Origin of the sequence: Microbacterium sp. Mcb102, from assembly GCF_024519805.1 — a bacterium.
In the GTDB taxonomy this organism is placed as follows: Bacteria; Actinomycetota; Actinomycetes; order Actinomycetales; family Microbacteriaceae; genus Microbacterium.
Map to the genome: position 1 here is coordinate 1 of NZ_JALJRG010000008.1, position 24,595 is coordinate 24,595.

23 protein-coding genes and 1 pseudogene are annotated in these 24,595 nt (G+C 70.8%); 15 read left to right on the forward strand and 9 right to left on the reverse strand.

The features are described 5' to 3' along the window. Positions 1-223 precede the first annotated feature (223 nt). Positions 224-661, reverse strand: coding sequence for an Lrp/AsnC family transcriptional regulator (locus OC372_RS17185; RefSeq protein ID WP_029262374.1), 438 nt, complete (start codon positions 659-661; stop codon positions 224-226). A gap of 151 nt (positions 662-812) precedes the next feature. Between OC372_RS17185 and pdhA the strand changes: the two genes are divergently transcribed. The 7 genes from pdhA (at position 813) to paaZ (ending at position 9,471) form a co-directional block, all read left to right on the forward strand. Then, on the forward strand, positions 813-1,937 hold the full coding sequence (gene pdhA / locus OC372_RS17190) for a pyruvate dehydrogenase (acetyl-transferring) E1 component subunit alpha (RefSeq protein WP_262003158.1): 1,125 nt from the start codon (positions 813-815) through the stop codon (positions 1,935-1,937). Then, positions 1,934-2,962 carry an alpha-ketoacid dehydrogenase subunit beta gene (locus tag OC372_RS17195; RefSeq protein WP_262003161.1) on the forward strand — a complete coding sequence of 343 codons (1,029 nt, stop codon included), beginning with the start codon at positions 1,934-1,936 and terminating at the stop codon, positions 2,960-2,962. The genes pdhA and OC372_RS17195 overlap by 4 nt, the downstream gene beginning before the upstream one ends. Beyond that, the gene (locus OC372_RS17200; protein ID WP_262003163.1) at positions 2,959-4,437 is read left to right on the forward strand and encodes a dihydrolipoamide acetyltransferase family protein; all 1,479 of its coding nucleotides are present in this window, start codon (positions 2,959-2,961) and stop codon (positions 4,435-4,437) included. Before OC372_RS17195 ends, OC372_RS17200 begins: the two co-directional genes overlap by 4 nt. Before the next feature lie 126 nt (positions 4,438-4,563). Beyond that, the gene (locus OC372_RS17205) at positions 4,564-5,754 is read left to right on the forward strand and encodes an acetyl-CoA C-acyltransferase (RefSeq protein ID WP_262003166.1); all 1,191 of its coding nucleotides are present in this window, start codon (positions 4,564-4,566) and stop codon (positions 5,752-5,754) included. Next, positions 5,754-6,509, forward strand: a complete 756-nt coding sequence (locus tag OC372_RS17210) for an enoyl-CoA hydratase/isomerase family protein (protein ID WP_262003168.1) — start codon at positions 5,754-5,756, stop codon at positions 6,507-6,509. Before OC372_RS17205 ends, OC372_RS17210 begins: the two co-directional genes overlap by 1 nt. Continuing rightward, positions 6,506-7,375 (forward strand): 3-hydroxyacyl-CoA dehydrogenase family protein, encoded by an 870-nt coding sequence (locus OC372_RS17215; RefSeq protein WP_262003170.1) that lies wholly within the window; start codon positions 6,506-6,508, stop codon positions 7,373-7,375. Before OC372_RS17210 ends, OC372_RS17215 begins: the two co-directional genes overlap by 4 nt. An 11-nt stretch (positions 7,376-7,386) precedes the next feature. Continuing rightward, a complete protein-coding gene (gene paaZ / locus OC372_RS17220) occupies positions 7,387-9,471 on the forward strand; it encodes a phenylacetic acid degradation bifunctional protein PaaZ (RefSeq protein WP_262003172.1) in 2,085 nt (694 codons plus the stop codon). Between the two features lie 19 nt (positions 9,472-9,490). Here the strand turns inward: paaZ and OC372_RS17225 are convergent, their stop codons facing one another. The 7 genes and pseudogenes from OC372_RS17225 to dhaK all read right to left on the reverse strand — a co-directional run bounded on the left by OC372_RS17225 (position 9,491) and on the right by dhaK (position 16,310). Continuing rightward, positions 9,491-10,135: a TetR/AcrR family transcriptional regulator gene (locus OC372_RS17225; RefSeq protein WP_029262366.1), complete on the reverse strand. Its 645-nt coding sequence runs from the start codon at positions 10,133-10,135 to the stop codon at positions 9,491-9,493. A gap of 51 nt (positions 10,136-10,186) precedes the next feature. Next, complete coding sequence (gene paaI / locus OC372_RS17230) at positions 10,187-10,615, reverse strand: hydroxyphenylacetyl-CoA thioesterase PaaI (RefSeq protein ID WP_262003175.1); 429 nt, start codon at positions 10,613-10,615, stop codon at positions 10,187-10,189. Between the two features lie 113 nt (positions 10,616-10,728). Then, entirely contained in the window at positions 10,729-12,024 is a 1,296-nt protein-coding gene (locus OC372_RS17235; RefSeq protein WP_262003177.1) for a hypothetical protein, read from the reverse strand. 148 nt (positions 12,025-12,172) lie between these two features. Continuing rightward, complete coding sequence (gene ptsP / locus OC372_RS17240; protein WP_410054877.1) at positions 12,173-13,843, reverse strand: phosphoenolpyruvate--protein phosphotransferase; 1,671 nt, start codon at positions 13,841-13,843, stop codon at positions 12,173-12,175. Between the two features lie 108 nt (positions 13,844-13,951). Continuing rightward, a pseudogene (locus OC372_RS19390) lies at positions 13,952-14,677 on the reverse strand (HPr family phosphocarrier protein); the annotation flags it as partial. After that, the gene (gene dhaL, locus OC372_RS17245) at positions 14,674-15,318 is read right to left on the reverse strand and encodes a dihydroxyacetone kinase subunit DhaL (RefSeq protein WP_262003181.1); all 645 of its coding nucleotides are present in this window, start codon (positions 15,316-15,318) and stop codon (positions 14,674-14,676) included. The pseudogene OC372_RS19390 and the gene dhaL, both read right to left, overlap by 4 nt. Continuing rightward, on the reverse strand, positions 15,318-16,310 hold the full coding sequence (dhaK, locus tag OC372_RS17250) for a dihydroxyacetone kinase subunit DhaK (protein ID WP_029262361.1): 993 nt from the start codon (positions 16,308-16,310) through the stop codon (positions 15,318-15,320). Before dhaK ends, dhaL begins: the two co-directional genes overlap by 1 nt. Before the next feature lie 158 nt (positions 16,311-16,468). Here dhaK and OC372_RS17255 point away from each other — a divergent pair, with 158 nt between their 5' ends. After that, on the forward strand, positions 16,469-17,236 hold the full coding sequence (locus OC372_RS17255; RefSeq protein WP_091034617.1) for an IclR family transcriptional regulator: 768 nt from the start codon (positions 16,469-16,471) through the stop codon (positions 17,234-17,236). Positions 17,237-17,261: 25 nt separating this feature from the next. Here OC372_RS17255 and OC372_RS17260 read toward each other — a convergent pair whose 3' ends face one another. Beyond that, positions 17,262-19,382 carry a RecQ family ATP-dependent DNA helicase gene (locus OC372_RS17260; protein ID WP_262003184.1) on the reverse strand — a complete coding sequence of 707 codons (2,121 nt, stop codon included), beginning with the start codon at positions 19,380-19,382 and terminating at the stop codon, positions 17,262-17,264. A gap of 93 nt (positions 19,383-19,475) precedes the next feature. Between OC372_RS17260 and OC372_RS17265 the strand changes: the two genes are divergently transcribed. From OC372_RS17265 to OC372_RS17295, 7 genes are all read left to right on the forward strand, one after another. After that, positions 19,476-19,895, forward strand: a complete 420-nt coding sequence (locus OC372_RS17265) for a hypothetical protein (RefSeq protein ID WP_029262357.1) — start codon at positions 19,476-19,478, stop codon at positions 19,893-19,895. Between the two features lie 95 nt (positions 19,896-19,990). Next, positions 19,991-20,965 (forward strand): 1,2-phenylacetyl-CoA epoxidase subunit PaaA, encoded by a 975-nt coding sequence (gene paaA / locus OC372_RS17270; protein ID WP_262003187.1) that lies wholly within the window; start codon positions 19,991-19,993, stop codon positions 20,963-20,965. Further along, positions 20,965-21,270, forward strand: a complete 306-nt coding sequence (gene paaB, locus OC372_RS17275; protein ID WP_029262355.1) for a 1,2-phenylacetyl-CoA epoxidase subunit PaaB — start codon at positions 20,965-20,967, stop codon at positions 21,268-21,270. Before paaA ends, paaB begins: the two co-directional genes overlap by 1 nt. Next, positions 21,267-22,130 carry a 1,2-phenylacetyl-CoA epoxidase subunit PaaC gene (paaC, locus tag OC372_RS17280; RefSeq protein WP_262003190.1) on the forward strand — a complete coding sequence of 288 codons (864 nt, stop codon included), beginning with the start codon at positions 21,267-21,269 and terminating at the stop codon, positions 22,128-22,130. Before paaB ends, paaC begins: the two co-directional genes overlap by 4 nt. Beyond that, the gene (gene paaD / locus OC372_RS17285; protein WP_262003192.1) at positions 22,124-22,618 is read left to right on the forward strand and encodes a 1,2-phenylacetyl-CoA epoxidase subunit PaaD; all 495 of its coding nucleotides are present in this window, start codon (positions 22,124-22,126) and stop codon (positions 22,616-22,618) included. The genes paaC and paaD overlap by 7 nt, the downstream gene beginning before the upstream one ends. Before the next feature lies 1 nt (position 22,619). Next, a complete protein-coding gene (gene paaE / locus OC372_RS17290; protein ID WP_262003194.1) occupies positions 22,620-23,783 on the forward strand; it encodes a 1,2-phenylacetyl-CoA epoxidase subunit PaaE in 1,164 nt (387 codons plus the stop codon). Positions 23,784-23,796: 13 nt separating this feature from the next. Then, positions 23,797-24,567 carry an enoyl-CoA hydratase/isomerase family protein gene (locus OC372_RS17295; RefSeq protein ID WP_262003196.1) on the forward strand — a complete coding sequence of 257 codons (771 nt, stop codon included), beginning with the start codon at positions 23,797-23,799 and terminating at the stop codon, positions 24,565-24,567. Positions 24,568-24,595: the final 28 nt, after the last annotated feature.

Consider the following 24,595-nt stretch of genomic DNA (forward strand, 5'->3'; position numbering starts at 1 on the left):
CGACGACCTGGCCGAGCAGTTCCGCGGGGTTGTTCATACCCCCAGTCAACCCGGGGCCACCGACATTAGAACCCCGATAACCCCAGCTCAGAGTAATATTCCGAAACACGCGACACGTCGACAATCCCTCCACAGAAACGACGTCAGGGCACTTGTCCACACTCGCCACGAAGCCCCCGCCCCGCAGAACCCACCCGCACCGCAGAACGCGCCCGCGTCCCCGTTACTCCCGCGTGTAGTCCTCGAAGATCAGCGTGGTCCGGGTCGAGCGGATCGAAGGGATCGCCTGGATGTCCTCGAGCACGATTCGACGCAGGTCGCGGGCGTCGTTGGCGCGCACCAACAGGATCACGTCGAAGTCGCCGCCGACGAGGGCCATGTGCTCGATCTCGGGGATCGCGCGCAGCCGGTCGCTCACCGCCTGCCACGTCGCCTGCTCGATGGCAAGGGTCACGTAGGCGCTCGCATGGTGCCCGAGCAGGACGGGATCCGTGCGGACCGTGTATCCCGTGATGACACCGGCGTCCGTGAGGCGCTTGATCCTCGCGTGCGCACCGGCGCGCGAGATGTGCACGGCATCCGCGATCGCCGTCATCGACGAGCGCGCGTCGCGACGCAGCTCCTCGAGGATCGCTCGGTCCGTGTCGTCCAGCGCGATCATGACACCCCTTCCTCAGGCCAGAAAATCTGACACTTCGATCAAGAATGCCGCATCTGCCGCTCTTTCATCCAGTATTTCGCGGATGATCTTGGATGACTGTCGCCCACAGAGGCAAGCTGTCCCCACCGAGTTCGCCAAGGAGGACGAGCGCATGCTGCACACCGACATGCTTCCGCGAGACACCGCGGTGCAACTGATCGATGCGGACGGACAGCCTGTCGCGGACGAGCACTACGCGCTCCCCGACGGCGACACCCTGCTGGCCGCCTATCGCGGCCTCGTCGAGGGCCGGCGCATCAACGACCAGGCCGGCGCGCTCGTGCGTCAGGGACGCCTCGCCGTCTACCCGTCGTCCCACGGCCAAGAAGCGTGCCAGGTCGCCGCCGCGATGGTTCTCGGCGAAACGGACTGGCTGTTCCCGACCTATCGCGACTCGGTCGCCGTCATCGCACGCGGAGTCGAACCCGCCGACGCGATGGTCCTCCTCAAGGGCGACTGGCACTCGGGCTACGACGTGCGCGCCCACCGGGTCGCACCGCAGGCCACCCCGCTCGCCACCCAGCTGCTGCACGCGGTCGGCTTCGCGCAGGCGGCCAAGCACCGCGGCGAGGACACGGTCGTGCTCGCGCTGTGCGGCGACGGCGCCACCAGCGAGGGCGACTTCCACGAGGCGATGAACTTCGCCGCCGTCTTCCAGGTGCCGGTCGTCTTCTTCGTGCAGAACAACGGGTTCGCGATCTCGGTCCCGCTCTCGCGACAGACCGCGGCTCCGTCCCTCGCCCACAAGGCGGTCGGCTACGGGATGCCGGGACAGCGTGTCGACGGGAACGACGTCGCCGCCGTGCTCGCCGTGCTCGGCGAGGCGGTGGATCGCGCCCGTACCGGCGGCGGCCCTTCGCTCATCGAGGCGCACACCTACCGGATGCAGGCGCACACCAACGCCGACGACGACACCCGCTACCGGGAACGCGATGAGGTGCAGGCCTGGACCGCCCGCGACCCGCTGCTCCGCCTGCGGACCCATCTCACGGGTACCGGAGCCCTCGACGCCGAGGCCGAGGAGCGGTTCGCCGCCGGAGCCGAGGAGATCGCCGCGGCCATGCGGACCGCGCTGAACACCGACGCGGATCTCGACCCCGAAGACCTGTTCCGCTTCGTCACCACGACACGCTCGCCACAGCTCGACGAGCAATGGCACCTGCTACGGGACGAGATCGAACGCTCTCGCCTCGCCGATGCGGGCGCAGGTACCACCTCGGACGGAGGCCACCGATGACGATGACACACGACGACACCCGCGCCGAGGTGGAGGCGGACACCGTGACCACCATGACCATGGCCGCCGCGTTGAACAGAGCACTCGCCGACGCCATCGAGTCCGATCCGGATGTGGTCGTCTTCGGCGAAGACGTCGGGGCGCTCGGCGGCGTCTTCCGCATCACCGACGGCCTCACTGCGCGGTTCGGCGAGGAGCGCTGCTTCGACACCCCCCTGGCCGAGTCCGGCATCGTCGGCACCGCGGTCGGCATGGCCATGAACGGGATGCGCCCCGTAGTGGAGCTGCAGTTCGACGCGTTCGCACTGCCCGCGTTCGAGCAGGTCGTCAGCCATGTCGCGAAGCTCGGCAACCGCACCCGCGGAGGGATGCGGATGCCGCTGGTGATCCGCATCCCGTTCGGTGGCGGCATCGGCGGCGTGGAGCATCACTGCGACTCTTCCGAGGCCTACTACGCGCACACCCCCGGCCTCACGGTCGTCACTCCCTCGACGCCGCAGGATGCCTACTCGCTGCTGCGCGCGGCGATCGCCTCGCCGGATCCGGTGATCTTCCTCGAGCCGAAGAAGCTGTACTGGTCGAAGGGCGAAGTCGACACCTCGATCACCACGGAACTCGGCACCGCCCGTATCGCCCGCGAGGGCACGGATGTGACGCTCCTGGCCTACGGCGCCTCCGTGCCGCTCGCACTCGAGGTCGCCGATGTCGCCGCCGCCGAGGGGCGCAGCGTGCAGGTGGTCGACGTGCGCTCGCTCTCCCCCTTCGACGACGCGACCGTGACCGCCGCGGTGAAGTCCACCGGCCGTGCCGTGGTCATCGCCGAGGCCCCCGGATATGTGAGCGTCGCCTCGGAGATCCAGGCCCGCGTGTTCGAGCGCTGCTTCGAGTACCTCGCGGCCCCGGTCCGACGGGTCACGGGGTTCGACACCCCCTACGCACCTCCGAAGCTCGAGCACTGGTACCTGCCCGATGTCGACCGCGTGCTCGATGCGATCGACACCCTGCACTGGGAGGACGACGTATGAGCGCCCCACTGAAGCCGTCCACGCACATCTTCCGCCTGCCGGACCTCGGCGAGGGCCTGACCGAGGCGGGACTCGTGACGTGGCTCGTCGCGGTGGGCGACACCATCACGACCGACCAGCCGATCGCCGAGGTCGAGACCGCGAAGAGCGTGGTGGAGCTGCCGTCGCCGTTCGCCGGCGTCGTCACGGCTCTCCACGGCACCGCCGGGGACACCATCGACGTCGGTGCACCGGTGCTTGAGGTCGCCGACCCGGAATCGGCATCGGCCGCGGAGGGAACGACTCCGGATGCTGCCGGGTCTGCAGCGTCGAGCACCCCCGAGCATGAGGCGTACCGCGAGGAGGAACGCGCCGGATCCGGGAACGTGCTGATCGGCTACGGCACCACGGCGCACACCACGAAGGGGCGGCGACGGCCGGCCGCCGCGTCGGTCCGAGTCGACCGCCCGACCGCACCGGCACCCGCAGCTGCACCCTCATCGGCATCCTCATCGGCATCCGCATCCGCACCTGCATCCGCACCGAAGGCCGCCGCCGTCGCTGCCCCCGACGCGACCCCTGCCCTCGCTGCACCCGCCCGCCGCCCCGTGGCCGTGCGCTCCCCTCTCGTCCGTCGCCTCGCCCGCGACCTCGGTCTCGATGTGCACGCGATCGCCGCGACCGGCCCGGACGGGGCGATCACCCGCGCCGACGTGCTGCAGGCCGCGGTCGAGAACGCCGTCGACGGCGCCGCCGCGCATCACCGCGCCGCGAACGGGACGGGTGAGTCCGTCGACGGGCTCGGCGTCGTCTCCCGCGAGCGCATGTCGCCGCTGCGGCGCGCGGTCAGCGCGAAGCTCACGCGCAGTCGCACCGAGATCCCCGAGGCCACCGTCTGGGTCGACGTCGATGCCACGTCCCTATGGGACCTCCGCGCGCAGATGGCCCCGGAGGGCGGCAAGGCCCCCTCGGTCACTGCACTGTTCGCGCGCTTCGTCCTGCTCGCCCTCGAGGACTACCCCGTGCTGGCCTCGCGACTCGACGAGAGCGGCGAGGAGCTGATCTCGTTCGACGGCGTGAACCTCGGGATCGCGGCGGACACCGAACGCGGACTCCTGGTCCCCGTCGTCCCCCGTGCGCACGCCCTCACCGTGGAGCAGCTCGATGCGGCACTGCGCGAGCTCACCGCCACGGCCAGAGCAGGCACGATGCCGCCGGAACGCCTGCGCGGCTCGACCTTCACCCTCAACAACTACGGCGGGTTGGGCGTCGACGGCTCGGCGGCGATCATCAACCACCCGGACGTCGCCATCCTCGGCATCGGCCGGATCATCGAGCGGCCGTGGGTCGTCGACGGGGCGATCGTCGCGCGTCGTATCGTGCAGCTGTCGCTCGCGTTCGACCATCGCGTGTGCGACGGCGGGTACGCGGCGGGATTCCTGCGGCGCGTCACCGAGCTCATCGAGCATCCGCTGCGCGCGTTCGTGCGGGTCTGAGACCGCCCGAAGCCCCTCGGGCCGACGCGGCGCGTGTGCCATAATTACCATACGATCGGTCAGTAATTCCTGGCCGCGCGAGAGGGCGACGAGCCCCCGCCGAGACGACGAAGTCAGGAGATCCGCATGACCGAGGCATTCCTCGTCGGAGGGGCGCGCACCCCGGTCGGGCGCTACGGCGGCGTGCTCGCCACCGTCCGCCCCGACGACCTCGCCTCGATCGTGGCGGCCGAAACGGTGCGCCGGGCCGGCATCGATGCGACGCAGATCGACATCGACGAGGTGATCCTGGGGGCGGCGAACCAGGCCGGCGAGGACAACCGCAATGTCGCCCGGATGGCGGTGCTGCTCGCCGGGCTCCCCGACAGCGTTCCGGGCATCACGGTGAACCGGCTCTGCGCTTCGGGCATGTCGGCCGTGACCATGGCCGCGCAGGCGATCCGCGCGGGCGATGCCGACCTCATCGTCGCCGGCGGCGTCGAGTCCATGACCCGTGCGCCCTGGGTACAGGCCAAGCCGGAGAAGGCCTGGTCCAAACCGGGCGCGGCCTTCGACACCTCGATCGGCTGGCGCTTCCCGAACCCCCGCCTCGTCGCCCGCGACAAGGCGACCTTCACCATGCCGGAGACCGCAGAGGAGGTCGCCCGGATCGACGGGATCACCCGCGAGGAAGCCGACGCCTTCGCCCTCCGCTCGCAGCAGCGCGCCGCCGCCGCCGTCGCCGCCGGACGCTTCGCCCCCGAGATCGTCGGAGTCCCGACCGCGACCGGAGAGGTGCGGGTCGATGAGGGCCCCCGACCCGAGACCACGCTCGAGGCGCTCGCCCGACTGCGCCCCGTGGTCGCCGGCGGCCAGGTCGTAACGGCCGGGAACTCCAGCGCCCTCAACGACGGCGCCTCGGCGATCGTCGTCGCGAGCGGCGAAGCGGTCGAGCGCCATGGCCTCGTCCCACGCGCCCGGATCGTCGTCGGCACCAGCGTCGGTCTCGCGCCGGAGGTCATGGGCCTCGGCCCGGTGCCTGCGACCCAGAAGGCGCTCCGCCGCGCCGGACTCACCATCGACGACATCGGCTCCGTCGAGCTCAACGAGGCCTTCGCCACGCAGTCGATCGCGTGCATCCGCCGTCTCGGCCTCGACGACGAGCGCGTCAACGCCGACGGCGGGGCGATCGCCCTCGGTCACCCGCTCGGCTCGTCCGGCTCCCGCCTGCTGGTCACACTGCTCGGGCGCATGGAACGCGAGGGTTCCCAATACGGGCTCGCGACGATGTGCGTGGGCGTCGGCCAGGGCGCCGCCGTGATCCTGGAGAAGGTGTGATGCCCGCCTCGGCGAATCCCGAAGAGCCCTTGCTCGTCGAGCGGCATCCCGACCGTGTGGTCGCGACGCTCAACCGTCCGCACAAGCGCAACGCGATCGACCAGGCCACGATCGACGCCCTGCACGCGCTCTGCGCGGAGCTCGAGAAGACCCCGCGCACGCTGATCCTCCTCGGCGCCGATGGCGTGTTCGCTGCGGGCGCCGACATCGCCGAGCTGCGCGAACGTCGAGCCGCCGACGCACTGCGCGGCATCAACGCGCACGCCTTCGTGCGGATCGCCGAGCTGCCGATGCCCGTCATCGCGGCGATCGACGGCTACGCCCTGGGTGGTGGCGCCGAACTCGCCTACGCTGCAGACATCCGCATCGCCACCCCCTCGCTCGCGATCGGCAACCCGGAGACGGGCCTCGGCATCCTCGCCGCGGCCGGCGCAAGCTGGCGGCTGAAGGAGATCGTCGGCGACGCCAGGGCGATCGAGCTGCTGCTCACCGGGCGCACGGTGAAGGCCGAGGAGGCGCTGCGCATCGGCCTCGTCTCGGCGATCCACGACCCCGAGGAACTGCTGGCTGCGGCCGAGGCGATCGCCGACCGGATCGCCCGCAACGACCCGGCCGCCACCATCGCGACGAAACGGGTGTTCCGCGAGCCCCGCGACCGCCACCCCGCCGCCGACCTGGAAGCCCAGGCCGAGCTCTTCGAGAGCCCGGAGAAGTTCCGACGCATGACCGACTTCCTGGAACGGAGAGACCGATGACCGAGGCCACGCCCCACGCTCCCGCGCACGTCGGGGTGCTCGGCGGCGGGCGCATGGGCGCCGGCATCGCTCACGCGTTCCTCCTGGCCGGGTCGCGCGTGACCGTCGTCGAACGCGATGCGGATGCTGCCGAAGCGGCCGCACACCGCGTGCTCGAGTCCGTCGACGCCTCGATCACCCGCGGCGCCGCAGCGGAACCACGAGAGGCCTACCGTGCACGCTTCGACGCGAGCACGGATGTCGCGCTGTTCGCGCCGTGCGACCTCGTCGTGGAGGCCGTGCCCGAGGTTCTGGCCCTCAAGGTCGACGCCCTCACCCGCGTCGAAGCCCAGCTCGGGCCCGACGCCGTCCTCGCCTCGAACACCTCGTCGATCTCGATCGATGAGCTCGCCGCAGTGTTGGATCGCCCGTCGCGCTTTCTCGGCATGCACTTCTTCAACCCGGTGCCCGCGTCCACCCTCGTCGAGATCGTGCGCGGCGCGGCCACCGCTCCCCCGCTCGTCGACGATGCGAGGGCCTGGGTGCACGCCCTCGGCAAGACGCCGATCATTGTGGCCGATGCCCCCGGGTTCGCGTCGTCGAGACTCGGCGTCGCGATCGGCCTGGAGGCGATCCGCATGCTCGAAGAGGGCGTCGCCTCCGCCGAAGACATCGACGCCGCGATGACCTTGGGCTACAAGCATCCGGTCGGGCCGCTCCGCCTCACCGACATCGTCGGGCTCGACGTGCGGCTCGGCATCTCCGAATACCTCGCCGCGAACCTCGGCGAACGCTTCGAACCGCCGGCTCTGCTGCGCCGCCTCGTCGCCGAGGGCCACCTCGGACGAAAGAGCGGACGCGGCTTCTACGAATGGGACGCCTCATGAAGGGAACTGACATGACCGAGATCCTCCCCAGCTACCTGCAGGGATCCTGGTGGTCGCCGGCTGCCGACGCCGAGGCGACCGAGGTGCGCGACGCCTCGACGGGCGAGATCGTCGCCCGCGTGTCGACCGAGGGCATCGACCTCTCAGCGGCTCTCGCCTACGCCCGCACCGCGGGGCAGGCTGCGCTCGGTGAGCTGACCTTCCACCAGCGCGCCGTTCGGCTCAAGCAGCTCGCGCTCGCGCTCACCGAACGAAAGGCGGAGCTGTACGAGATCTCGAGCCGCACGGGCGCGACCGCGCAGGACTCGTGGGTCGACATCGACGGCGGCATCGGGGTGCTGTTCGCATACTCCAGCAAGGGCCGGCGGGAACTGCCGAATGCGAAGGTCTACGTCGACGGCGCGGTGGAGAACCTGTCCAGGGACGGCTCCTTCCTCGGGCGCCACATCTACACCCGACTCCCCGGCGTCGCGGTGCAGATCAACGCCTTCAACTTCCCGGTCTGGGGCTCGCTGGAGAAGTTCGCGCCCGCTTTCCTGGCGGGTGTGCCGACCGTCGTGAAGCCCGCGACGCCGACCGGGTACCTGGCCGAGGCGATGGTGCGGATCATGGTCGAGTCCGGCCTGCTACCCGAGGGCTCACTGCAGCTCGTCTCGGGCAGTGTCCCCGGTCTCTTCGACGAACTGCGACTGGGCGATCTGGTGGCCTTCACCGGATCGGCGTCGACCGCGGAAGGGCTGCGCGCCCACGATGCGGTGCAGACCGGCGGCGTGCGCTTCACGAGCGAGACCGACTCCATCAACGCATCGATCCTGGGGACGGATGCCGTCTCTGGCACGCCCGAGTTCGACGCGTATGTGAAGCAGCTCGTGGCGGAGATGACCAGCAAGGCCGGGCAGAAGTGCACGGCGATCCGACGCGCGATCGTGCCGGTCGGTGCCGTCGACGACGTGATCGGCGCGGTGCGGGCACGACTGTCCGAACGCATCGTGCTCGGCAACCCTCGGGCGGAGGGCGTCACGATGGGGCCGCTGGCCTCGACCGCGCAGCGTGACGAGGTGCTGCGCCAGGTGGCACGGCTGCAGGACGGCGGCGGCGAGCTGGTCATCGGCTCGACCGACGCTCCGGACGTGCGGCACGGCGACGGAACGGAGGGGCCCGCTCCGGATGGCGCCTTCCTCGCGCCGATGCTGCTGCGTTTCTCCGACCCGGAGAGCGCGGCGGTCAACGAGATCGAGGCGTTCGGCCCGGTCTCGAGCATCGTCGGCTATCGCACCCTCGACGAGGCGAGCGCCCTGGTCGCGCGCGGCGGCGGCTCGCTGGTCACCAGTGTCGCCACGCACGACCCCGAGGTCGCCGTCGCGCTCGCCACCGGCATGGCCGCGTACAACGGACGAGTGCTGTTCCTCGATCGCGACGACGCCCGCAGCTCGACGGGTCACGGCTCGCCGCTGCCGAACCTCGTGCACGGCGGCCCCGGCCGCGCCGGCGGTGGCGAGGAGCTCGGCGGCATCCGCGCGGTGCTGCACCACATGCAGCGCACCGCGGTGCAGGGCTCCCCCGCGATGCTGACCGCCCTCACCGGGGTCTGGCATCAGGGCACGGTGGCGCGTCCGTACCAGGAGAGCGGCGGCGTGCACCCCTTCCGTAAGTCGCTGGCCGAGCTGCGGATCGGCGATCAGGTCGCGAGCGGCTCGCGCACGGTGACGCTCGAGGACATCGAGACGTTCGCGGCGTTCACCCGCGACACCTTCTATGCGCACATGGACGAGGCCTCCGCGGCGGCGAACCCGTTCTTCCCCGGTCGCGTCGCCCACGGCTACCTGCTCGTGTCGTGGGCTGCCGGCCTCTTCGTCGACCCGGCGCCCGGTCCCGTCCTCGCGAACTCGGGCTTGGAGAACCTGCGCTTCCTGACCCCGGTCTCCCCCGGCGACGAGATCCGCGTCGAGCTCACCGCCAAGCAGATCACTCCCCGCGAGACCGACGAGTACGGCGAGGTGCGCTGGGACGCGGTGCTGAAGAACCAGAGCGACGAGATCGTCGCCACGTACGACGTGCTCACCCTCGTCGCGAAGGAGCAGGCCGCAGCCGCTTGATCCCCGGCGGGCGCGCCGGTCAGGAGACCGGGGCGCTCGCGGGATCGTCGGATCGTCGGCGCAAACCGTCGAGGGCGATGGCGACGACGTCGTCGGCGAGCCGATCCGCGCCCTCGCGTCCGCCCGGTCGGTACCACTCCACGATCGAGTTGATCATTCCGAACGCCAGGCGGGCCACGACGCTGGCGTCGATGTCGGCGCGCAGCGTACCTTCGGCCTGTGCTTCCGAGACGAGCGCGGTGATCCGGCGGTCGAACGCGCGACGTCGAGTGAGCGCACGGCGCTCGACATCGGTGTTGCCGCGCACTCGCAGCAGGAGCGTCACTGCGGGGAGCTGGTCCACCAGCACGTGGACGGCACCCCGGAGGACGTGCTCGAGGCGGGCGACCGCGCGGGAATCGTCACGATCGACGGTGGCCGGGAGCGGGTCGTCCACCACGGCCTCGAGCCCCCCGAGCGCGGCGTCGAGGGCGAGGTCGAGCATCTCGTCCTTCGATCCGAAGTGATGGTAGATCGCCGACTTCGACAGGCCGAGCCGCTCGGCCAGCATGCCGATCGAGGTCGCGTCGTACCCGTGCTCGTTGAATGCGGCGACGGCGACCGCGAGGATGCCCTGCTGGTCGTACCCGGGGCGGCCTCGTCGCGTGCTCTGCATCTCGGACATCCCCACAGTCTCGCATCGGATCGCGCTGTCGGCCGGGAGCGGCAGCACGGGTCAGTAGGTCTGGTCGGTGGTGCGCGAGCGACCACGGAACTCCGCGACCGGATCGCCGAGTTCGTCGACGACCGTCACGTCGTAGATGCCGGAGCGGCCGCTGCGGGTGCGCCGCACGGCCGTCGCGGTCAGCGTCTGTCCGGCGACGGTGGATTTCAGGAAGGAGATGTCGGCGCCCGCGGCCACCGTGACCCGATCGTCCTCGTTGCAGGCGATCGCGAAGGCCGTGTCGGCCAGGGCGAAGACGAAGCCGCCATGGGTGATGTGGAACCCGTTGGTCATGTCGTCGCGCACGCGCATCGAGACCACGGCGTGTCCGGGATCGTCGCGTTCCACGACGAGGCCCAGCGAGGCGGAGGCGCGGTCGCGCTCCATCATGGCCCGGTTCGGGCGCACGGCGTCCGCGGCCTGGGGCGTCGCATCCGTCATCGTCGACCTCCTCGTCGCGCGGACGCCGCAGCGACAGCATCCGCGCGGCCCATACTAACTGACCGCTCGGTCGGTAAAGAAGGGCTGTACGGGGCCGGCAACCTGCGCGCGGCTCAGCCGAAGACCGGCGCCTTCCCGAGCGTGGCATCGTCGACTGTGATGCCGGTGATCACCGCGGCGGCGTCTGCCGTCGAGTCACGATCGAGGCGGAATCGCATGACGACCCCCTCGCGGCTGGACCACTCGTAGAAGTACTCGCCCGACGAGACGATGCGCAGTGCCGTCCCCTCGGGGAAGGCCGCTGCCGCGGCGCTGACCGGATCTCCGATTCGCACACCGCCGGCGGACGGAAGCGACGCGCCATCGTGGGTCCGGTCACCAGCGACGTTCGCGATGCCGACGGAGACCCCGGCGACGACGGTCGACTCGTCCTGCGTCCAGAGCACCAGCGAGGCCGATTCATCGGGCGAGATCAATCGCGTCGTCCCACCCGCCCGCTCGGGTTCTTCGACGCGGGCTCCGGGCACCGCGGCGATGGCCTCATCGAGTTCGACGCCCAGCCGCACCGGGCCGACCCCCGCCGTCGTGATCTCCCACTCGCTCCACGGCGCCGCGGGGTCGGCTGCAGGGACGTCCGCCGGAACCGGCGGGTTCGCCGTCAACTCGTCGATCAGCTTCGCCCTCGCCTCACTCGCCCGATCGCGCAGCAGCGCTACGGCGGCATCCGTGTCGAACGCGGGTTCGCCCGTGAAGGCCTGCCACATCTCGACGATCACGTTTCCGACCGCGGAGTAACTCTTGTAGAGGCTGTAGCCACCGCCCTCGGGATAGGTGAGCACCAGGGAGCCGGCGATGGCACGCACCCCACCCTCGCCCTCGGCCGTCGACGATGCGAAGGAAGAAGGCGCCCCGCCGTACTCGAAGGCTCCGCATTGTTCCGCGGCCTGGGCATATTGGTCCATGCGCGCCGTGGCAGCCGCTTCATCGGCGAACTGCAGCACGTGGAGCCAGCCGTCTCGCCCTTCGGAAACCGTGCTCGTCCACGTGACGGAGCGTGCGCCGATCGAGCCCAGCGACGCTTCGGCGTAGATCGCGCTGCAGATCGCGGGCTCCGGCTCGTTACCGCCCCCGTCGGACACCTGGATCAGGGACGACACCGCCGGGCTGACGTCACCCACATCGGGAAGCAGACCGGAGATCTCCTCGGCGCTCAGCAGGAACCAATCCAGCTCGTCGCCAACGAAGGCGATGGGTCCGGCATACGGATCGGGAGCCGGGGATTCCGGCGCGGCCGTGGGCTCGGGTGTGGGCGTGGACTGCGGAGTCGGAACGCACCCGGAAAGAGCCACCAATGCCCCGAACGCGACCACACCGATCAGGCCCCGCCCGAACCTCCTCGACTGCGACATGTCCCACTCCGATCCACACTCGGCGCCGGCATCGGCGCACCCCCGTGCAGCCGAGCCTAGAGCCTCCCCCCGGGCATCTGAGGCGCTCGCTCCATGCCGAGATCAGAATGAGATTCTGCACATGCCGGAACACGCATATGCGACGCGATCACCGAGCGTCGGCACGCTGCAGAGCGGCGGCGCCCACGGCCCTGGCCTCGTCCGCGGTGGCGGCCTCGAGCACGGCCTCGGCGGCGCGACGGCACTCCTCCTCAGTCACATCGCGGAGCGCCTCCGCGACTCGTCCGAGCGACCGCGGGGTCATCGAGAGCGAGGTCGCTCCCAGTCCCACGAGCACCGGAGCGAGGGTCGGGTCCCCACCTGCCTCGCCGCAGACGCCGACCGGTTTCCCGGCCGCATGCCCCGCCGCTCCGACCATGCCGATCAGGCGCAGCACCGCGGGCTGCCACGGATCGTTCAGATCGCCCAGGTCACTGAGCAACCGGTCGGCGGCGAGCGTGTACTGCGCGAGGTCGTTGGTTCCGAGGCTGACGAAGTCGACCACCTCGAACAGCTCGGCGGCGAGCAGCGCCGCCGACGGCGTCTCGATCATGATGCCCACGCGGTCGATACCCGCCGCACGCGCGAGATCGGCGAACTCCCTGGCCTCTTCGACGGTGGCCACCATCGGGGCCATCACCTCGACCTCGGCCGACTCCTCGGCCGTGGCGAGCGCGAGCGCGCGCAGCTGGTCCGCGAGCAGCTGCGGCCGGCGGCGCGCGATCCGGAGTCCCCGCACGCCGAGCGCCGGATTGTCCTCCTCGTCGGAGTTCGCGAACGGGAGGGGCTTGTCGCTCCCCGCGTCCAGCGTGCGCACGACGACCTTGCGATCGGGGAATGCGGCCAGGACACCGCGGTAGGCGGCGGTCTGCTCCTCGACCGTCGGCGCTTCGGTCCGGTCGAGGAAGCAGAACTCGGTGCGGAACAGGCCGACGCCCTCCGCCCGTGCCGCCGCGGCGTTCACGGCATCCGGAGCACCGCCCACATTCGCCAGCAGGGCCACGCGGTGCCCGTCGGCGAGACGCCCGGATCCGTCGAACTCCACGGCGGTCGCGGCGGCCTCTGCTTCGGCGACGCGGGAGGCGGGCGGATCGACCTCGACCGTGCCGCGCCCGCCGTCGACGAGGAGCATCGAGCCGACCGGGATGCCGACCGCGCCGGTGACGCCGACGACGGCGGGAAGACCGAGCGATCGCGCGATGATCGCGGTGTGCGAAGTCGGCCCGCCCTGCTCGGTGACGAGCGCGACGCAGTGCCCTCCGGCGAGGGCCGCGGTGTCGGCGGGCGCGAGGTCGGTCGCGACGAGCACGAACGGTTCATCTCGCTCGGGCACCCCGGGCATGTCGACCTGGAGGATCTCGGCGATGATCCGGTCCCGCACGTCGCGGATGTCGGCGACACGCTCCGCCATCCGGCCTCCCAGCGCGGCGACACCCTTCTCGTGCGCCGCTGCGGTCTCCCAGATCGCGCGCGCCGCACTGCGGCCCTTCGACCGGACGAGCGCCGTCGCCTCCGAGACCAGCTCGGGGTCGGAGGCCAGCAGGCGCGACGCATCGAGGATCGCCCTGGTCTCCCCCGTCGCCTGAGACGTCCGTGCGCGCAGCTGATCCGCCACGGCCACGGCGGCCCACTCGATCGCCGAGACCTCGGCGTCGCGGTCGGCCGAAGCGACGACCTCGCCCGCCTCCGGTTCGCCGACCGCCGGCGCGAGGTGCACGAGCGGTGCGGCCACGCGACCGGGACTGACACCGCGGCCCCGCAACACCGCGCCGGACGCGATGACGGGCGCCGGGGCGTCGGAGAGCGGGGCGGTGGATCCCGAGGCCGCCGCAGCCGCCGTCGGTGCTGCTTCGTCCGTCCCCTCGCCGAAGCCGTCGTCGAACAGCGCGGACAGCTTCTCCAGCACCGCGTCGGCTTCCGGGCCGCGCGCGACCAGCTCCAGTTCGTCGCCCTGCCGAGCCCCGAGTATCAGCAGTCGAGAGAGGCTCGCGGCCGGCGCGTCGGGACCGTCGGGTAGACGACGCAGCCGCACATCGGCCCCCGCCGAGGCTTCGGCGATCAGCGCGGCGGGGCGCGCATGGATGCCCAGCGGATTGCGCACCCGCACCCGTCGGACGATCTCCTCGCCGGTCGGCCCCCCATCCTCTGCGACACCGGATGTGGGCTCGGCGTCGGGCGACGGCGCCGCGTCGTCAGGCACCCCGAGTTGCCCGGTCTTCGCGCCGAGTGCGGCGGTCGCTTCCGCCGCGACCGCGTCCAGCCCGCCCCCCGCCGCGGCGGAGACGACCGCGGCGAGCAGCCCCTCCACGAACGGAGCCGGCACGAGGCGCACGGGCACGTCACTCGCACGCAGCTCGAGTGCGAGCTCGGCACTCAGCACGGCCGATCCGAGATCCATGAGGACCAGGACGCCGTCGCAGTCCGCCGCGAGCTCGTCGATCGCGGCGGCCACCGCCACTGCATCCGTCCCGAGGATCGGCGTGCCGTCGCCGTCCACTCCCGCGCCGGCGGCGACCTGCACGCGCACCCCGCCGCCCTGCACCATCTGCAGGGCAAGCTCCAGGGCCGCCTCCCCGAGCCGTGCACTGTGGGAGACGGCGACGATGCCGATCATCCGGCGCTGCCCTCCACCGCTGCGGCGAGCGTGTCGAACAGGATCGCCGTCGATGCGGCTCCCGGATCGAGGTGCCCGGCGCTGCGTTCGCCGAGATAGCTGGCCCTGCCCTTTCGGGCGACGAGCGGGAGCGTGGCGTCGCGGCCGGCCGCGGCCGCATCCGCTGCGGTCCTCGCGGCATCGACGACAGACGCACCTCCGGCGAGCGCGGTGTCGAGTGCATCGACGGCCGGAGCCATCGCGTCGAACATCGTCTTGTCGCCCGCCTCGGCCTTCCCTCGCGCCACGATGCCGTCGAGTCCTGCGCGCAGGGCGGCGGCGAGCGCCGGCCCGTCGAGCTCCGACACGGCACCGGCCGTCATCCCCATCCGCAGGAAGAACGTGCCGTAGAGCGGTCCGCTCGCCCCGCCCACGGAGCTCACCAGCGTCATGCCCACGGTTTTCAGCAGCTCATCGACCGTGGCCGGAGTGCTCGCCCCGAGCTTCTCGCTCACCGCGCTCATCCCGCGGGCCATGTTCGCGCCGTGGTCGGCGTCGCCGATCGCCGAGTCGAGTTCGGTGAGCCAGTCGCGCTTCTCCGTGACAGCCGCGCCGAAACGGGAGACCCAGTCGGCGAGCACAGCGGTGTCGACAGCCGCCATCACGCACCCCACCGCAGGCCGGGGGTGTTCACCGGGGCGTCCCACAGGCGCAGCAGCTCGTCATCCGCCTTGAGCACCGTGACCGAGCAGCCCGCCATGTCGAGCGAGGTGATGTAGTTGCCGACCAGGTTCCGCGCGATCTGCACCCCGGACTTCTCGAGGATCGCCGCGACCTCGGCGTACATCAGGTACAGCTCGATCAGCGGTGTCGCGCCCATGCCGTTGAGCATCACGATCGCGGGGCCCGCGGCATCGATGTCGGCGAGGATCGGCTCCACCAGCTGCCGGGCGATGTCGGATGCCGGAGCGAGCGGTTCGCGATGACGACCGGGCTCACCGTGGATGCCGATGCCGATCTCCATCTGGTCGTCGGGGAGGTCGAAGGTGGGCTTGCCCGCGGCGGGAACCGTGCAGCTGGTGAGCGCCATGCCCATCGAGCGGCCCTGGCCGTTGACCTTCTTGGCGAGTTCCACGACAGCGGCGAGGTCGCGACCCTCTTCCGCGGCGGCACCGACGATCTTCTCGAGCAGCACAGTCAGACCCACGCCGCGGCGACCTGCCGTGTACAGGGAATCCTGCACGGCGACGTCATCGTCTACCGTGATGCTGCCCACCTCGATCCCCTCCATGGAGGCGAGCTCGGCGGCCATCTCGAAGTTCAGCACGTCGCCGGTGTAGTTCTTCACGATGTGGAGCACGCCGGCCCCGCGGTCGACGGCCTTGGTGGCGACCTGGACACGGTCCGGCGTCGGGGAGGTGAAGACCTCGCCGGCCACGGCGGCATCCAACATCCCGGTGCCGACGAAGCCGCCGTGCAGGGGCTCGTGGCCCGAACCGCCACCGGACACGATGGCGACCTTGCCCTGCGCCTTGGGCGTCGCCCGCGTGATGACGTGGTTCTCCAGGTCGACCGAGAGCTCGGGGTGAGCGAGCGCGACCCCCTTCAGCGATTCGACGAGAACGTCCTCGGGGGCGTTGATGAGCTTCTTCATCGTTCGATCTCCTTTGATCCTCGGGATTTCTTTCGCGCAATCCGAAAGCAATTCGTTAATGTCGAATATGCTCGGAGCCTGCCGGGTTGTCAAGATCATCTTGAAGACCGACACGGCACACGCACCGGCTCGACGACGCACCGGAAGGAGGCTCCCCCGTGATCCAGGCCATCGACCGCGCGGCGAAGATCCTCGAACTGCTCCAGGGAGCACGCCACCTCGGCATCACCGACCTCGCCGCAGCCCTCAGCCTGCCGCCGTCGACCGTGCACGGGATCGTGAAGTCGCTGCGATCGCACGGCCTCGTCGCGAAGGAGCGCGGTGGCCAGCGCTACATGCTCGGGCCGACGCTGCTGCGCCTGAGCAACGTGTACCTCGACACCCTCGACGTGCGCGCGCGGGCCATGCGCTGGACGCAGGAGCTCGCTCGTCGCACCGACCTCTCCGTGCGGCTCGGCGCCCCCCACTTCACCGACGTGCTCGTCATCCACCACAACCTTCGTCCCGACGACAGCCAGCAGATGCTGGAGACCGGCGTCGCCATCCCCGCGCACGCGTCCGCGATGGGCAAGGTGCTGCTCGCCTACGACCAGGGCTTCCAGCAGAGCGTCTTCGAGCAGCCGCTGCGCAGCCTCACGGGTGACACGATCACCGACGTCGCCCGCCTCACCCTGGAGCTCCCTGCGATCGCGGAGCGCGGCACCGCCGGCGAGTTCGACGAGGCCGTGCTGGGCGAGTCCTCGCTCGCCGCACCCGTCGCCGACGCCTCGAACGACATCGTCGCGGCCGTCGCGGTCGTGTTGCCGACCTCGCAGACGCCGGCCTCCGACGCCATCATGAACGCGTTGCGCGAGACCGCCAGGAACATCTCGCGGGAACTCGGAGCGACCTCGTGGCCGCCCCGCATCGCGCCCGCCGACGACTGACGCCGATCGCCGGTCCGGCCCTGACTCAGCCGCGCAATGCCAGCGCGAACGGCAGCACCTGCGTCGCACCGGCCTGCCGCAGCACCCGGGCGGCCACCGTCATCGTCCACCGACTGTCGACCAGGTCGTCCACGAGAAGCACCGGTCCTGCGGGCACGTCGAGGTGCTCGGCACTGAACCGGTCCCAGAGGCCGCCGAGGCGGAACACGCTGTTCCCGCCCGGCTGGCCGGTCGGGCCGCCGCCGACCGGTTCGAGCGCCCCCAGATAGGGCAGTCGTCCGACGTCGGCGACGCCGCGCGCGAGCGAGTCGACGAGTAGCGGATGCGACCGCGACGGCAGGGCGACCACGGCCACCGGCCGCTCGTCCCAGCCCCACCCGGCGAGCACCCGGATGCAGGCTTGCAGCAGCTGCGGCGTCACCGGGGTATCCGTCGCCCCCGCGGCGAAGAGCTCGCGCAGCGCCCCTCCCCACCCGAGATCCGTGAGTCGGGCCAGCGCCCTCCCCTCGCCCGCCTGCTCGTCGGCGGGGATGCGGCCCTTGACCGGCACCTCCAACCGATCGGCACCGGTGGGCCAAGCACGACGCGGTTCGATCGGGACACCGACCCGGTCGAGCGACTCCGCGGCCTGGGTGGTCGCCGACTCCCCGATCTCGCGGGGGAACCATCCGCCCGCGCAGTTGTCGCACCGTCCGCAGGGAGCGGCCGTGTCATCATCGAGCGAGCGCTGCAGGAACTCCATGCGGCATCCGTCGGTCTGCTCGTACTCGATCATGTGCTGCTGCTCGGCGAGGCGCTCGGCGGCGATGCGCTCGTAGCGCTCGGCGTCGTACGTCCAGGGCTCGCCCGTCGCGACCCAGCCGCCCTGTACGCGTCGCACCGCACCGTCGACGTCGAGCACCTTGAGCAGCAGCTCGAGCGGCGTCCGCCGGATGTCGACCATCGCCTCGAGTGCCGGCGTCGAGATCGGCGCATCGCCGAGCGCGCCGATCACCCGCTCCGCCCGCTCCCGGTCGGGCATCGACGCGGTGGCGAAGTAGTGCCAGATGTCGCGGTCCTCGACGCCGGGGAGCAGCAGCACGTCGGCGCTCTCGCTCGCTCGACCGGCACGGCCGACCTGCTGGTAATAGGCCACAGGCGAGGATGGGGCACCGAGGTGCAGGACGAAACCCAGATCGGGCTTGTCGAACCCCATGCCCAAGGCGCTGGTCGCGACCAGCGCCTTGACCTCGTTGCGCTTGAGCATCCCCTCGGACTCCGCGCGCTCGTCGGTGTCGGTCTGCCCGGTGTACGCGCGGACGTCGTGCCCGTGATCACGCAGCAGCCGGGCCGTGTCGACCGCCGCGGCGACGGTCAGCGTGTAGATGATGCCGGACCCCGGCAGGTCGTCGAGGTGACTCAACAGCCAGGCCAGGCGGCTCGCCGAGTCGCGCAGCCGCAGCACGCCGAGACGCAGCGAGGTCCGCGCGAGCGGCCCGCGGATCGTGAGCACGGGCGCCGCGTCACCCTCGCCCGCCTGGAGGCTGCCCAGCTGCTCGGCGACATCGGCCACGACCCGGCTGTTCGCGGTCGCGGTGGTCGCGAGCACCGGCACGTCCGCCGGCATCTGCGCGATCAGATCACGCAGCCGCCGGTAGTCGGGGCGGAAGTCGTGGCCCCAGTCGCTGATGCAGTGCGCCTCGTCGACCACGAGCATGCCGATGCGACGCACGAGCGCCGGCAGCTGCTGCTCGCGGAAGGCAGGGTTGTTGAGCCGCTCGGGAGACACCAGCAGCACGTCGACCTCGTCGCGATCGAGCTGCGCGAGCACGTCGGACCACTCATGCGCGTTGGTCGAGTTGATCGCGACCGCACGCACTCCCGCCCGCTCGGCGGCGGCGATCTGGTCGCGCATGAGCGCCAGCAACGGCGAGACGAGCACGGTCGGTCCCGCGCCCTGACGTCGCAGCAGCAGCGTCGCGACGAAGTACACCGCGGACTTGCCCCATCCCGTGCGCTGCACCACGAGCGCACGCCGGCGCCCTTCGACCAGCGCCTCGATCGCCTCGTACTGGCCGTCGTGGAAGTCGGCGCCCGGTCGGCCGACGAGCTCGCGCAGAGCGGCGAGCGCGGCGCCCCGGGTGTCGGCAGGAGCGAGGGAGGTCATGCCTCCACTCTGCCTCACCCCGCCGACACGACCGGCCCCTCATCCCCAGCCCGCTCGCATCCCGGGCGATCCTCCGTCGTCTAGCGTGAAGGGATGATCACTCGCGAGCTCGCCGTCACCCTTCGAGAGGCCGGACTCGTCTGGCACCCGGCGGAGGGCGACCGTTTCCAGCTCGATCTCCCCGATGAGGTCGAGCTCGAGGCCGAGGCCGAGATCTTCACGGTCAGCGAGATGACGATCGAGGCCAGACAGACCCCGAGCGGCACCGACCTCGCCTTCAACGGCACGACCGAGTGGGCGCTCGACGCGGTGACGCTCGCCGACGCGGTGTGGCTGCCGCGGGAGGATCAGCTGCGCGAGCTGCTGCGCGGCACGTTCCGCTCGCTGTCGCGCGTCGAGGACACCTTCCGGGTCGAGATCGAGATCGCGGACGCCACTTCGGTCTTCGAGCATCCGGATCCGTCCGAAGCATATGGGCGCGCGCTGCTGGCGTTGATCTCCCGCTCACACTGAGCCGCACTCAGGGCCGTCTTGAAACCGGCCATCCGCTGTGTCAGAATTACCTAACGATCGGTCAGTAAAGATGGCCTGATGCCGAGGAGTCGATGATGACCAGTCCCGCAGACCTGTCCCTCGTGGGCGAGATCTCCGATGAGGAACGTCTCTTCGACGAGCTCATCGCGAACGAGCAGCGCATCGAGCCGCGCGACTGGATGCCCGATGCGTACCGCAAGACCCTGGTGCGCCAGATCTCCCAGCACGCGCACTCCGAGATCATCGGCATGCAGCCGGAGGGCAACTGGATCACGCGCGCCCCGAGCCTCAAGCGCAAGGCGATCCTGATGGCCAAGGTGCAGGACGAAGCGGGTCACGGGCTCTACCTCTACTCCGCCGCGCAGACCCTCGGCACCACCCGCGACGAGATGATGGACCAGCTCATCAGCGGCAAGGCCAAGTACTCCTCGATATTCAACTACCCCACGCCCACCTGGGCCGACATGGGCGCGATCGGATGGCTCGTCGACGGCGCCGCGATCTGCAATCAGGTGCCGCTGTGCCGCGCGTCGTACGGCCCCTACGGACGCGCGATGGTGCGGGTGTGCAAGGAGGAGTCATTCCACCAGCGCCAGGGCTTCGAGATCCTGCTCTCACTCATGCGCGGCACCGACGAGCAGCGCGAGATGGCGCAGGATGCCGTGAACCGCTGGTACTGGCCGAGCCTCGCCATGTTCGGGCCGCCCGATGACCAGTCCCCGAACTCCGCCCAGTCGATGAAGTGGAAGATCAAGCGCTTCACGAACGACGAGCTGCGTCAGCGCTTCGTGGGGATGCTCGTGCCGCAGGCTGAGATCCTCGGCGTCACGCTGCCCGACCCCGAGCTGCGCCTCGACGACGAGACCGGGCAGTACGTGATCGGCGAGATCGACTGGGACGAGTTCTTCGAAGTGCTCCGCGGCAACGGTCCCTGCAACGCCGAGCGGCTTGAGCGCCGTCGCACGGCTCACGAAGACGGCGCCTGGGTGCGCGAGGCCGCGGCCGAGTACGCCCGCAAGCAGTCCCTGAAGAAGAAGGCGGTGGCGTGATGGCGACTCCGGGCGCCGACGAACGCGAACCCTGGCCACTGTGGGAGGTCTTCGTCCGCGCGAACCGCGGGCTGAGCCACGTGCACGTCGGCTCGCTGCATGCGCCGGACGCCGAGATGGCGATCCGCAACGCCCGCGACCTCTACACCCGCCGCGGTGAGGGCGTGTCGATCTGGGTCGCACCGGCCGAGGCGATCACGACGAGCGATCCGGATGCCAAGGGCGCCTACTTCGAGAGTCCCGCCGGCAAGAACTACCGCCATGCCGTGTACTACACGGCCTCCGAGGGGGTGCCGCACCTGTGAGCACCGCACACCCGAACACCGCGCACGAGGACATCGACATCCACGGCGACGTCCACGGTGACGTCTCGGTCGATGAGCTCCGCCTCTCGCAGGAGCTCTCGGGCACCGGCGCGGTCGCGGCATCGGCCGACATCGCGGAGTACGCGCTGCGCCTCGGTGACGACGCGCTCATCCTCTCCCAGCAATTGGGCGCCTGGATCTCGCGGGCCCCCGAGCTCGAAGAAGACGTCGCCCTCGGGAACATCGCCCTCGACCTGCTCGGGCACGCGCGCTCCTTCCTGCACTACGCGGGGTCGTACGACGGGCGCAGCGAAGACGACCTGGCCTTCTTCCGCGACGAGCCCGAGTTCCGCTGCACCTGGATCGTGCAGCAGCCCAACGGCGACTTCGCCCAGACGATCGCCCGGCAGTTCGTGGTGGCCACCTACATGTTCGAGCTGTACTCGGCCCTCCGGGCGAGCAGCGACGAGACGTTCGCGGCGATCGCGGAGAAGTCCCTCAAAGAGGTCGACTACCACCGGGACCACGCGGTGCAGTGGATGCTGCGCCTCGCCGGAGGCACCGAGGAGTCCCGCGCCCGGATCGTCCGCGCGATCGGAGACGTCTGGCCGTATGTCGATGAGCTGTTCCGCGACGACGACCTGATCGAGCGTCTCGGTGATGCCGCGGTGCGCCCGTCGAGCCTCCGCGCCGGATTCGACGGCGTGGTCGACACGGTCTTCGCCGAGGCGGAGTTGTCGGTGCCCGCAATCGCGGCATCCTCCGCCGGCGGACGGCAGGGCACCCACGCGACACCCCTCGGCCACATCCTCGCCGAGATGCAGGTGCTCGCACGACGGCATCCGGGGGCGTCATGGTGACGCGGGCCCCCACCCAGGATGCCTGGCGCATCGCCGCGGCGGTCCCCGACCCCGAGGTGCCCGTCCTCACGATCGAGGACCTCGGTGTGCTCCGCGCGGTCGAGGCCGACGGTGATCGCGTGCGGGTCGACATCACCCCGACCTACAGCGGCTGCCCGGCGATGGACACGATCCGCGACGACGTCATCCTCGCGCTCACCGCCGCCGGGTTCGACGAGGTCGATGTGCGGCTCGTCCTCTCGCCCGCCTGGACGACGGACTGGATGTCGGATGCCGGCAAGGCCAAGCTCGCCGCCTACGGCATCGCCCCGCCGTCCGGCCGCGCCGCGGTGTCGACCGGTCCGATCCGGCTCGCGCTGAGCGTGCGCTGCCCGCGGTGCGGTTCCCTCGACACCCGCGAGGTCTCGCACTTCGGCTCCACCTCGTGCAAGGCGCTGTTCGAATGCCGCGCCTGCCTCGAACCCTTCGACCACTTCAAGGTGCACTGAGATGTCGCTCTTCACGTCCGCGCCGGCATCCGTCCCCCGCGCGACGACCGCCCGCGAGACCGCTCCTCGAAAGCGCGCCCGCTTCCACACGCTCACGGTCGAGGACGTGCGCGCGCTCACCGACGACGCGGTCGAGGTCACGTTCACGGTGCCCGCCGCGCTCGCGGACGAGTACGACCACCTGCCCGGACAGTACGTCGCCCTGCGCACGACGCTCGACGGGGTCGAGGTGCGGCGCTCCTACTCGCTGTGCCGCGCGCCGGAGCACCGCGACGACGGGCAGGACACGCGCCTCAGCGTCGCAGTGAAGCGCGATGAGGGCGGGCTCTTCTCGACCTGGGCGCAGACTGGGCTCCAGCCCGGATTCGAGATCGACGTGATGAGCCCGCAGGGCACGTTCACCTCGGCGCTTCCCGACCTCGACGACCGGCACGTGGTCGGGATCGCCGCGGGCTCCGGCATCACGCCGCTGATGGCTCTCGCCCACACGGTGCTCACCCGGTCGGACACGTCGCGGTTCACCCTGCTGTACACGAACCGCGCCACGCTCGACGTGATGTTCCTGGAGGACCTCGCCGACCTCAAGGACCGGTATCCGACGCGACTCGTGCTGCACCATGTGCTCTCCCGCGAGCAGCGCGCGGCCCCGGTGCTCTCGGGCCGGATCGACGAGGAGAAGCTGCGGACGATCCTCGGCACGCTCATCCCTCCGGCCACCGTCGACGAGTGGTTCCTCTGCGGACCGCTCACCCTGGTCGACCTCTGCCGCGAGGTGCTGGCCGATGTCGGCGTCGACCGCTCGCACATCCGCTTCGAGCTCTTCACGACCGGCGACGAGCCCGCGCGCGCGGCCCGACCGGTGCAGGTGCGCGCTGGCGAGAAGACCGTGCGGATCGAGGTCACCCTCGACGGTGTCTCATCGACGGTCGAGAGCCCGGTCGATGCGCACGAGTCGGTACTGAACGCCGCCCTGCGCGTGCGCCCCGATGCGCCCTTCGCCTGTGCGGGCGGGGTCTGCGGCACCTGCCGAGCACGCGTGCTCGAGGGCAGCGTCACGATGACCGAGAACTACGCCCTGGAGCCGGACGAGCTCGAACGCGGGTTCGTCCTCACCTGCCAGTCCCACCCGACCAGCGACCGCCTGGTCGTCGACTACGACGTCTGACCAGGAGCTCCTCATGATCGACCTCACCATCGCCGACGATGTCGCGACGATCGCGCTGGTTGCGCCGGCGAAGCTCAATGCTCTCGACGAGCGGGCGCTGGCCGAGTTGGATGCCGCCTACGAGGCCGCGGAGGTCGCGGGCGTGCGCGCGCTGGTACTCCGCGGTGAGGGGCGTGCGTTCTGCGCCGGCCGGGACATCTCGGGCGTCGACCCGCGCGACGACGACGTGCTCGGCTACCTCGGTGGGCTCGTCACCCCGCTGCTGCAGCGGATGGCGCGGTTCCCTGCGCCGACCTTCGCGGTCGCGCACGGCGCCTGCCTCGGGGTGGGACTCGGCCTGTTGATCGCGACCGATGTCGTCTACGTCGCCGAGTCCGCGAAGATCGGCTCCCCGTTCGCCGCGCTCGGTGCGACGCTCGACTCCGGCGGTCATGCGCTGTTCCTCGACCGCCTCGGGGCCCACAAGACACTCGACCTCATCTACACGGGACGTCTGATGAGCGGGGCGGAGGCCGTGTCCTCGGGCCTCTTCTCGCGGGTCTTCCCCGACGACGAGGTCGTCCAGGCGACGACGGACGCCGCCGCGACGGCCGCCCGCGGCGCCACGGCGGCGTTCCTGGCGAGCAAGGAGCTGATCGCGCGCATCCGCGACGAGCGACTCGCGCTGTGGGATGCGGTCGGCATCGAAAACGCGGCGCAGGCCGCCCTGTGCGACACCGATGACTATCGCGAAGGGTTCGCCGCCTTCCAGGAGAAGCGCAAGCCGGAGTTCCGCGGGCGCTGAGACCCGACACCGACCCGATGTCGGAGGC

Excerpts from the sequence above, each read along its gene's own strand:
- OC372_RS17185 (WP_029262374.1), bottom strand. The coding sequence starts at position 661 with ATGATCGCGCTGGACGACACGGACCGAGCGATCCTCGAGGAGCTGCGT.
- pdhA (WP_262003158.1), top strand. The coding sequence starts at position 813 with ATGCTGCACACCGACATGCTTCCGCGAGACACCGCGGTGCAACTGATC.
- OC372_RS17195 (WP_262003161.1), top strand. The coding sequence starts at position 1,934 with ATGACGATGACACACGACGACACCCGCGCCGAGGTGGAGGCGGACACC.
- OC372_RS17200 (WP_262003163.1), top strand. The coding sequence starts at position 2,959 with ATGAGCGCCCCACTGAAGCCGTCCACGCACATCTTCCGCCTGCCGGAC.
- OC372_RS17205 (WP_262003166.1), top strand. The coding sequence starts at position 4,564 with ATGACCGAGGCATTCCTCGTCGGAGGGGCGCGCACCCCGGTCGGGCGC.
- OC372_RS17210 (WP_262003168.1), top strand. The coding sequence starts at position 5,754 with ATGCCCGCCTCGGCGAATCCCGAAGAGCCCTTGCTCGTCGAGCGGCAT.
- OC372_RS17215 (WP_262003170.1), top strand. The coding sequence starts at position 6,506 with ATGACCGAGGCCACGCCCCACGCTCCCGCGCACGTCGGGGTGCTCGGC.
- paaZ (WP_262003172.1), top strand. The coding sequence starts at position 7,387 with ATGACCGAGATCCTCCCCAGCTACCTGCAGGGATCCTGGTGGTCGCCG.
- OC372_RS17225 (WP_029262366.1), bottom strand. The coding sequence starts at position 10,135 with ATGTCCGAGATGCAGAGCACGCGACGAGGCCGCCCCGGGTACGACCAG.
- paaI (WP_262003175.1), bottom strand. The coding sequence starts at position 10,615 with ATGACGGATGCGACGCCCCAGGCCGCGGACGCCGTGCGCCCGAACCGG.
- OC372_RS17235 (WP_262003177.1), bottom strand. The coding sequence starts at position 12,024 with ATGTCGCAGTCGAGGAGGTTCGGGCGGGGCCTGATCGGTGTGGTCGCG.
- dhaL (WP_262003181.1), bottom strand. The coding sequence starts at position 15,318 with ATGGCGGCTGTCGACACCGCTGTGCTCGCCGACTGGGTCTCCCGTTTC.
- dhaK (WP_029262361.1), bottom strand. The coding sequence starts at position 16,310 with ATGAAGAAGCTCATCAACGCCCCCGAGGACGTTCTCGTCGAATCGCTG.
- OC372_RS17260 (WP_262003184.1), bottom strand. The coding sequence starts at position 19,382 with ATGACCTCCCTCGCTCCTGCCGACACCCGGGGCGCCGCGCTCGCCGCT.
- OC372_RS17265 (WP_029262357.1), top strand. The coding sequence starts at position 19,476 with ATGATCACTCGCGAGCTCGCCGTCACCCTTCGAGAGGCCGGACTCGTC.
- paaA (WP_262003187.1), top strand. The coding sequence starts at position 19,991 with ATGACCAGTCCCGCAGACCTGTCCCTCGTGGGCGAGATCTCCGATGAG.
- paaB (WP_029262355.1), top strand. The coding sequence starts at position 20,965 with ATGGCGACTCCGGGCGCCGACGAACGCGAACCCTGGCCACTGTGGGAG.
- paaD (WP_262003192.1), top strand. The coding sequence starts at position 22,124 with ATGGTGACGCGGGCCCCCACCCAGGATGCCTGGCGCATCGCCGCGGCG.
- paaE (WP_262003194.1), top strand. The coding sequence starts at position 22,620 with ATGTCGCTCTTCACGTCCGCGCCGGCATCCGTCCCCCGCGCGACGACC.
- OC372_RS17295 (WP_262003196.1), top strand. The coding sequence starts at position 23,797 with ATGATCGACCTCACCATCGCCGACGATGTCGCGACGATCGCGCTGGTT.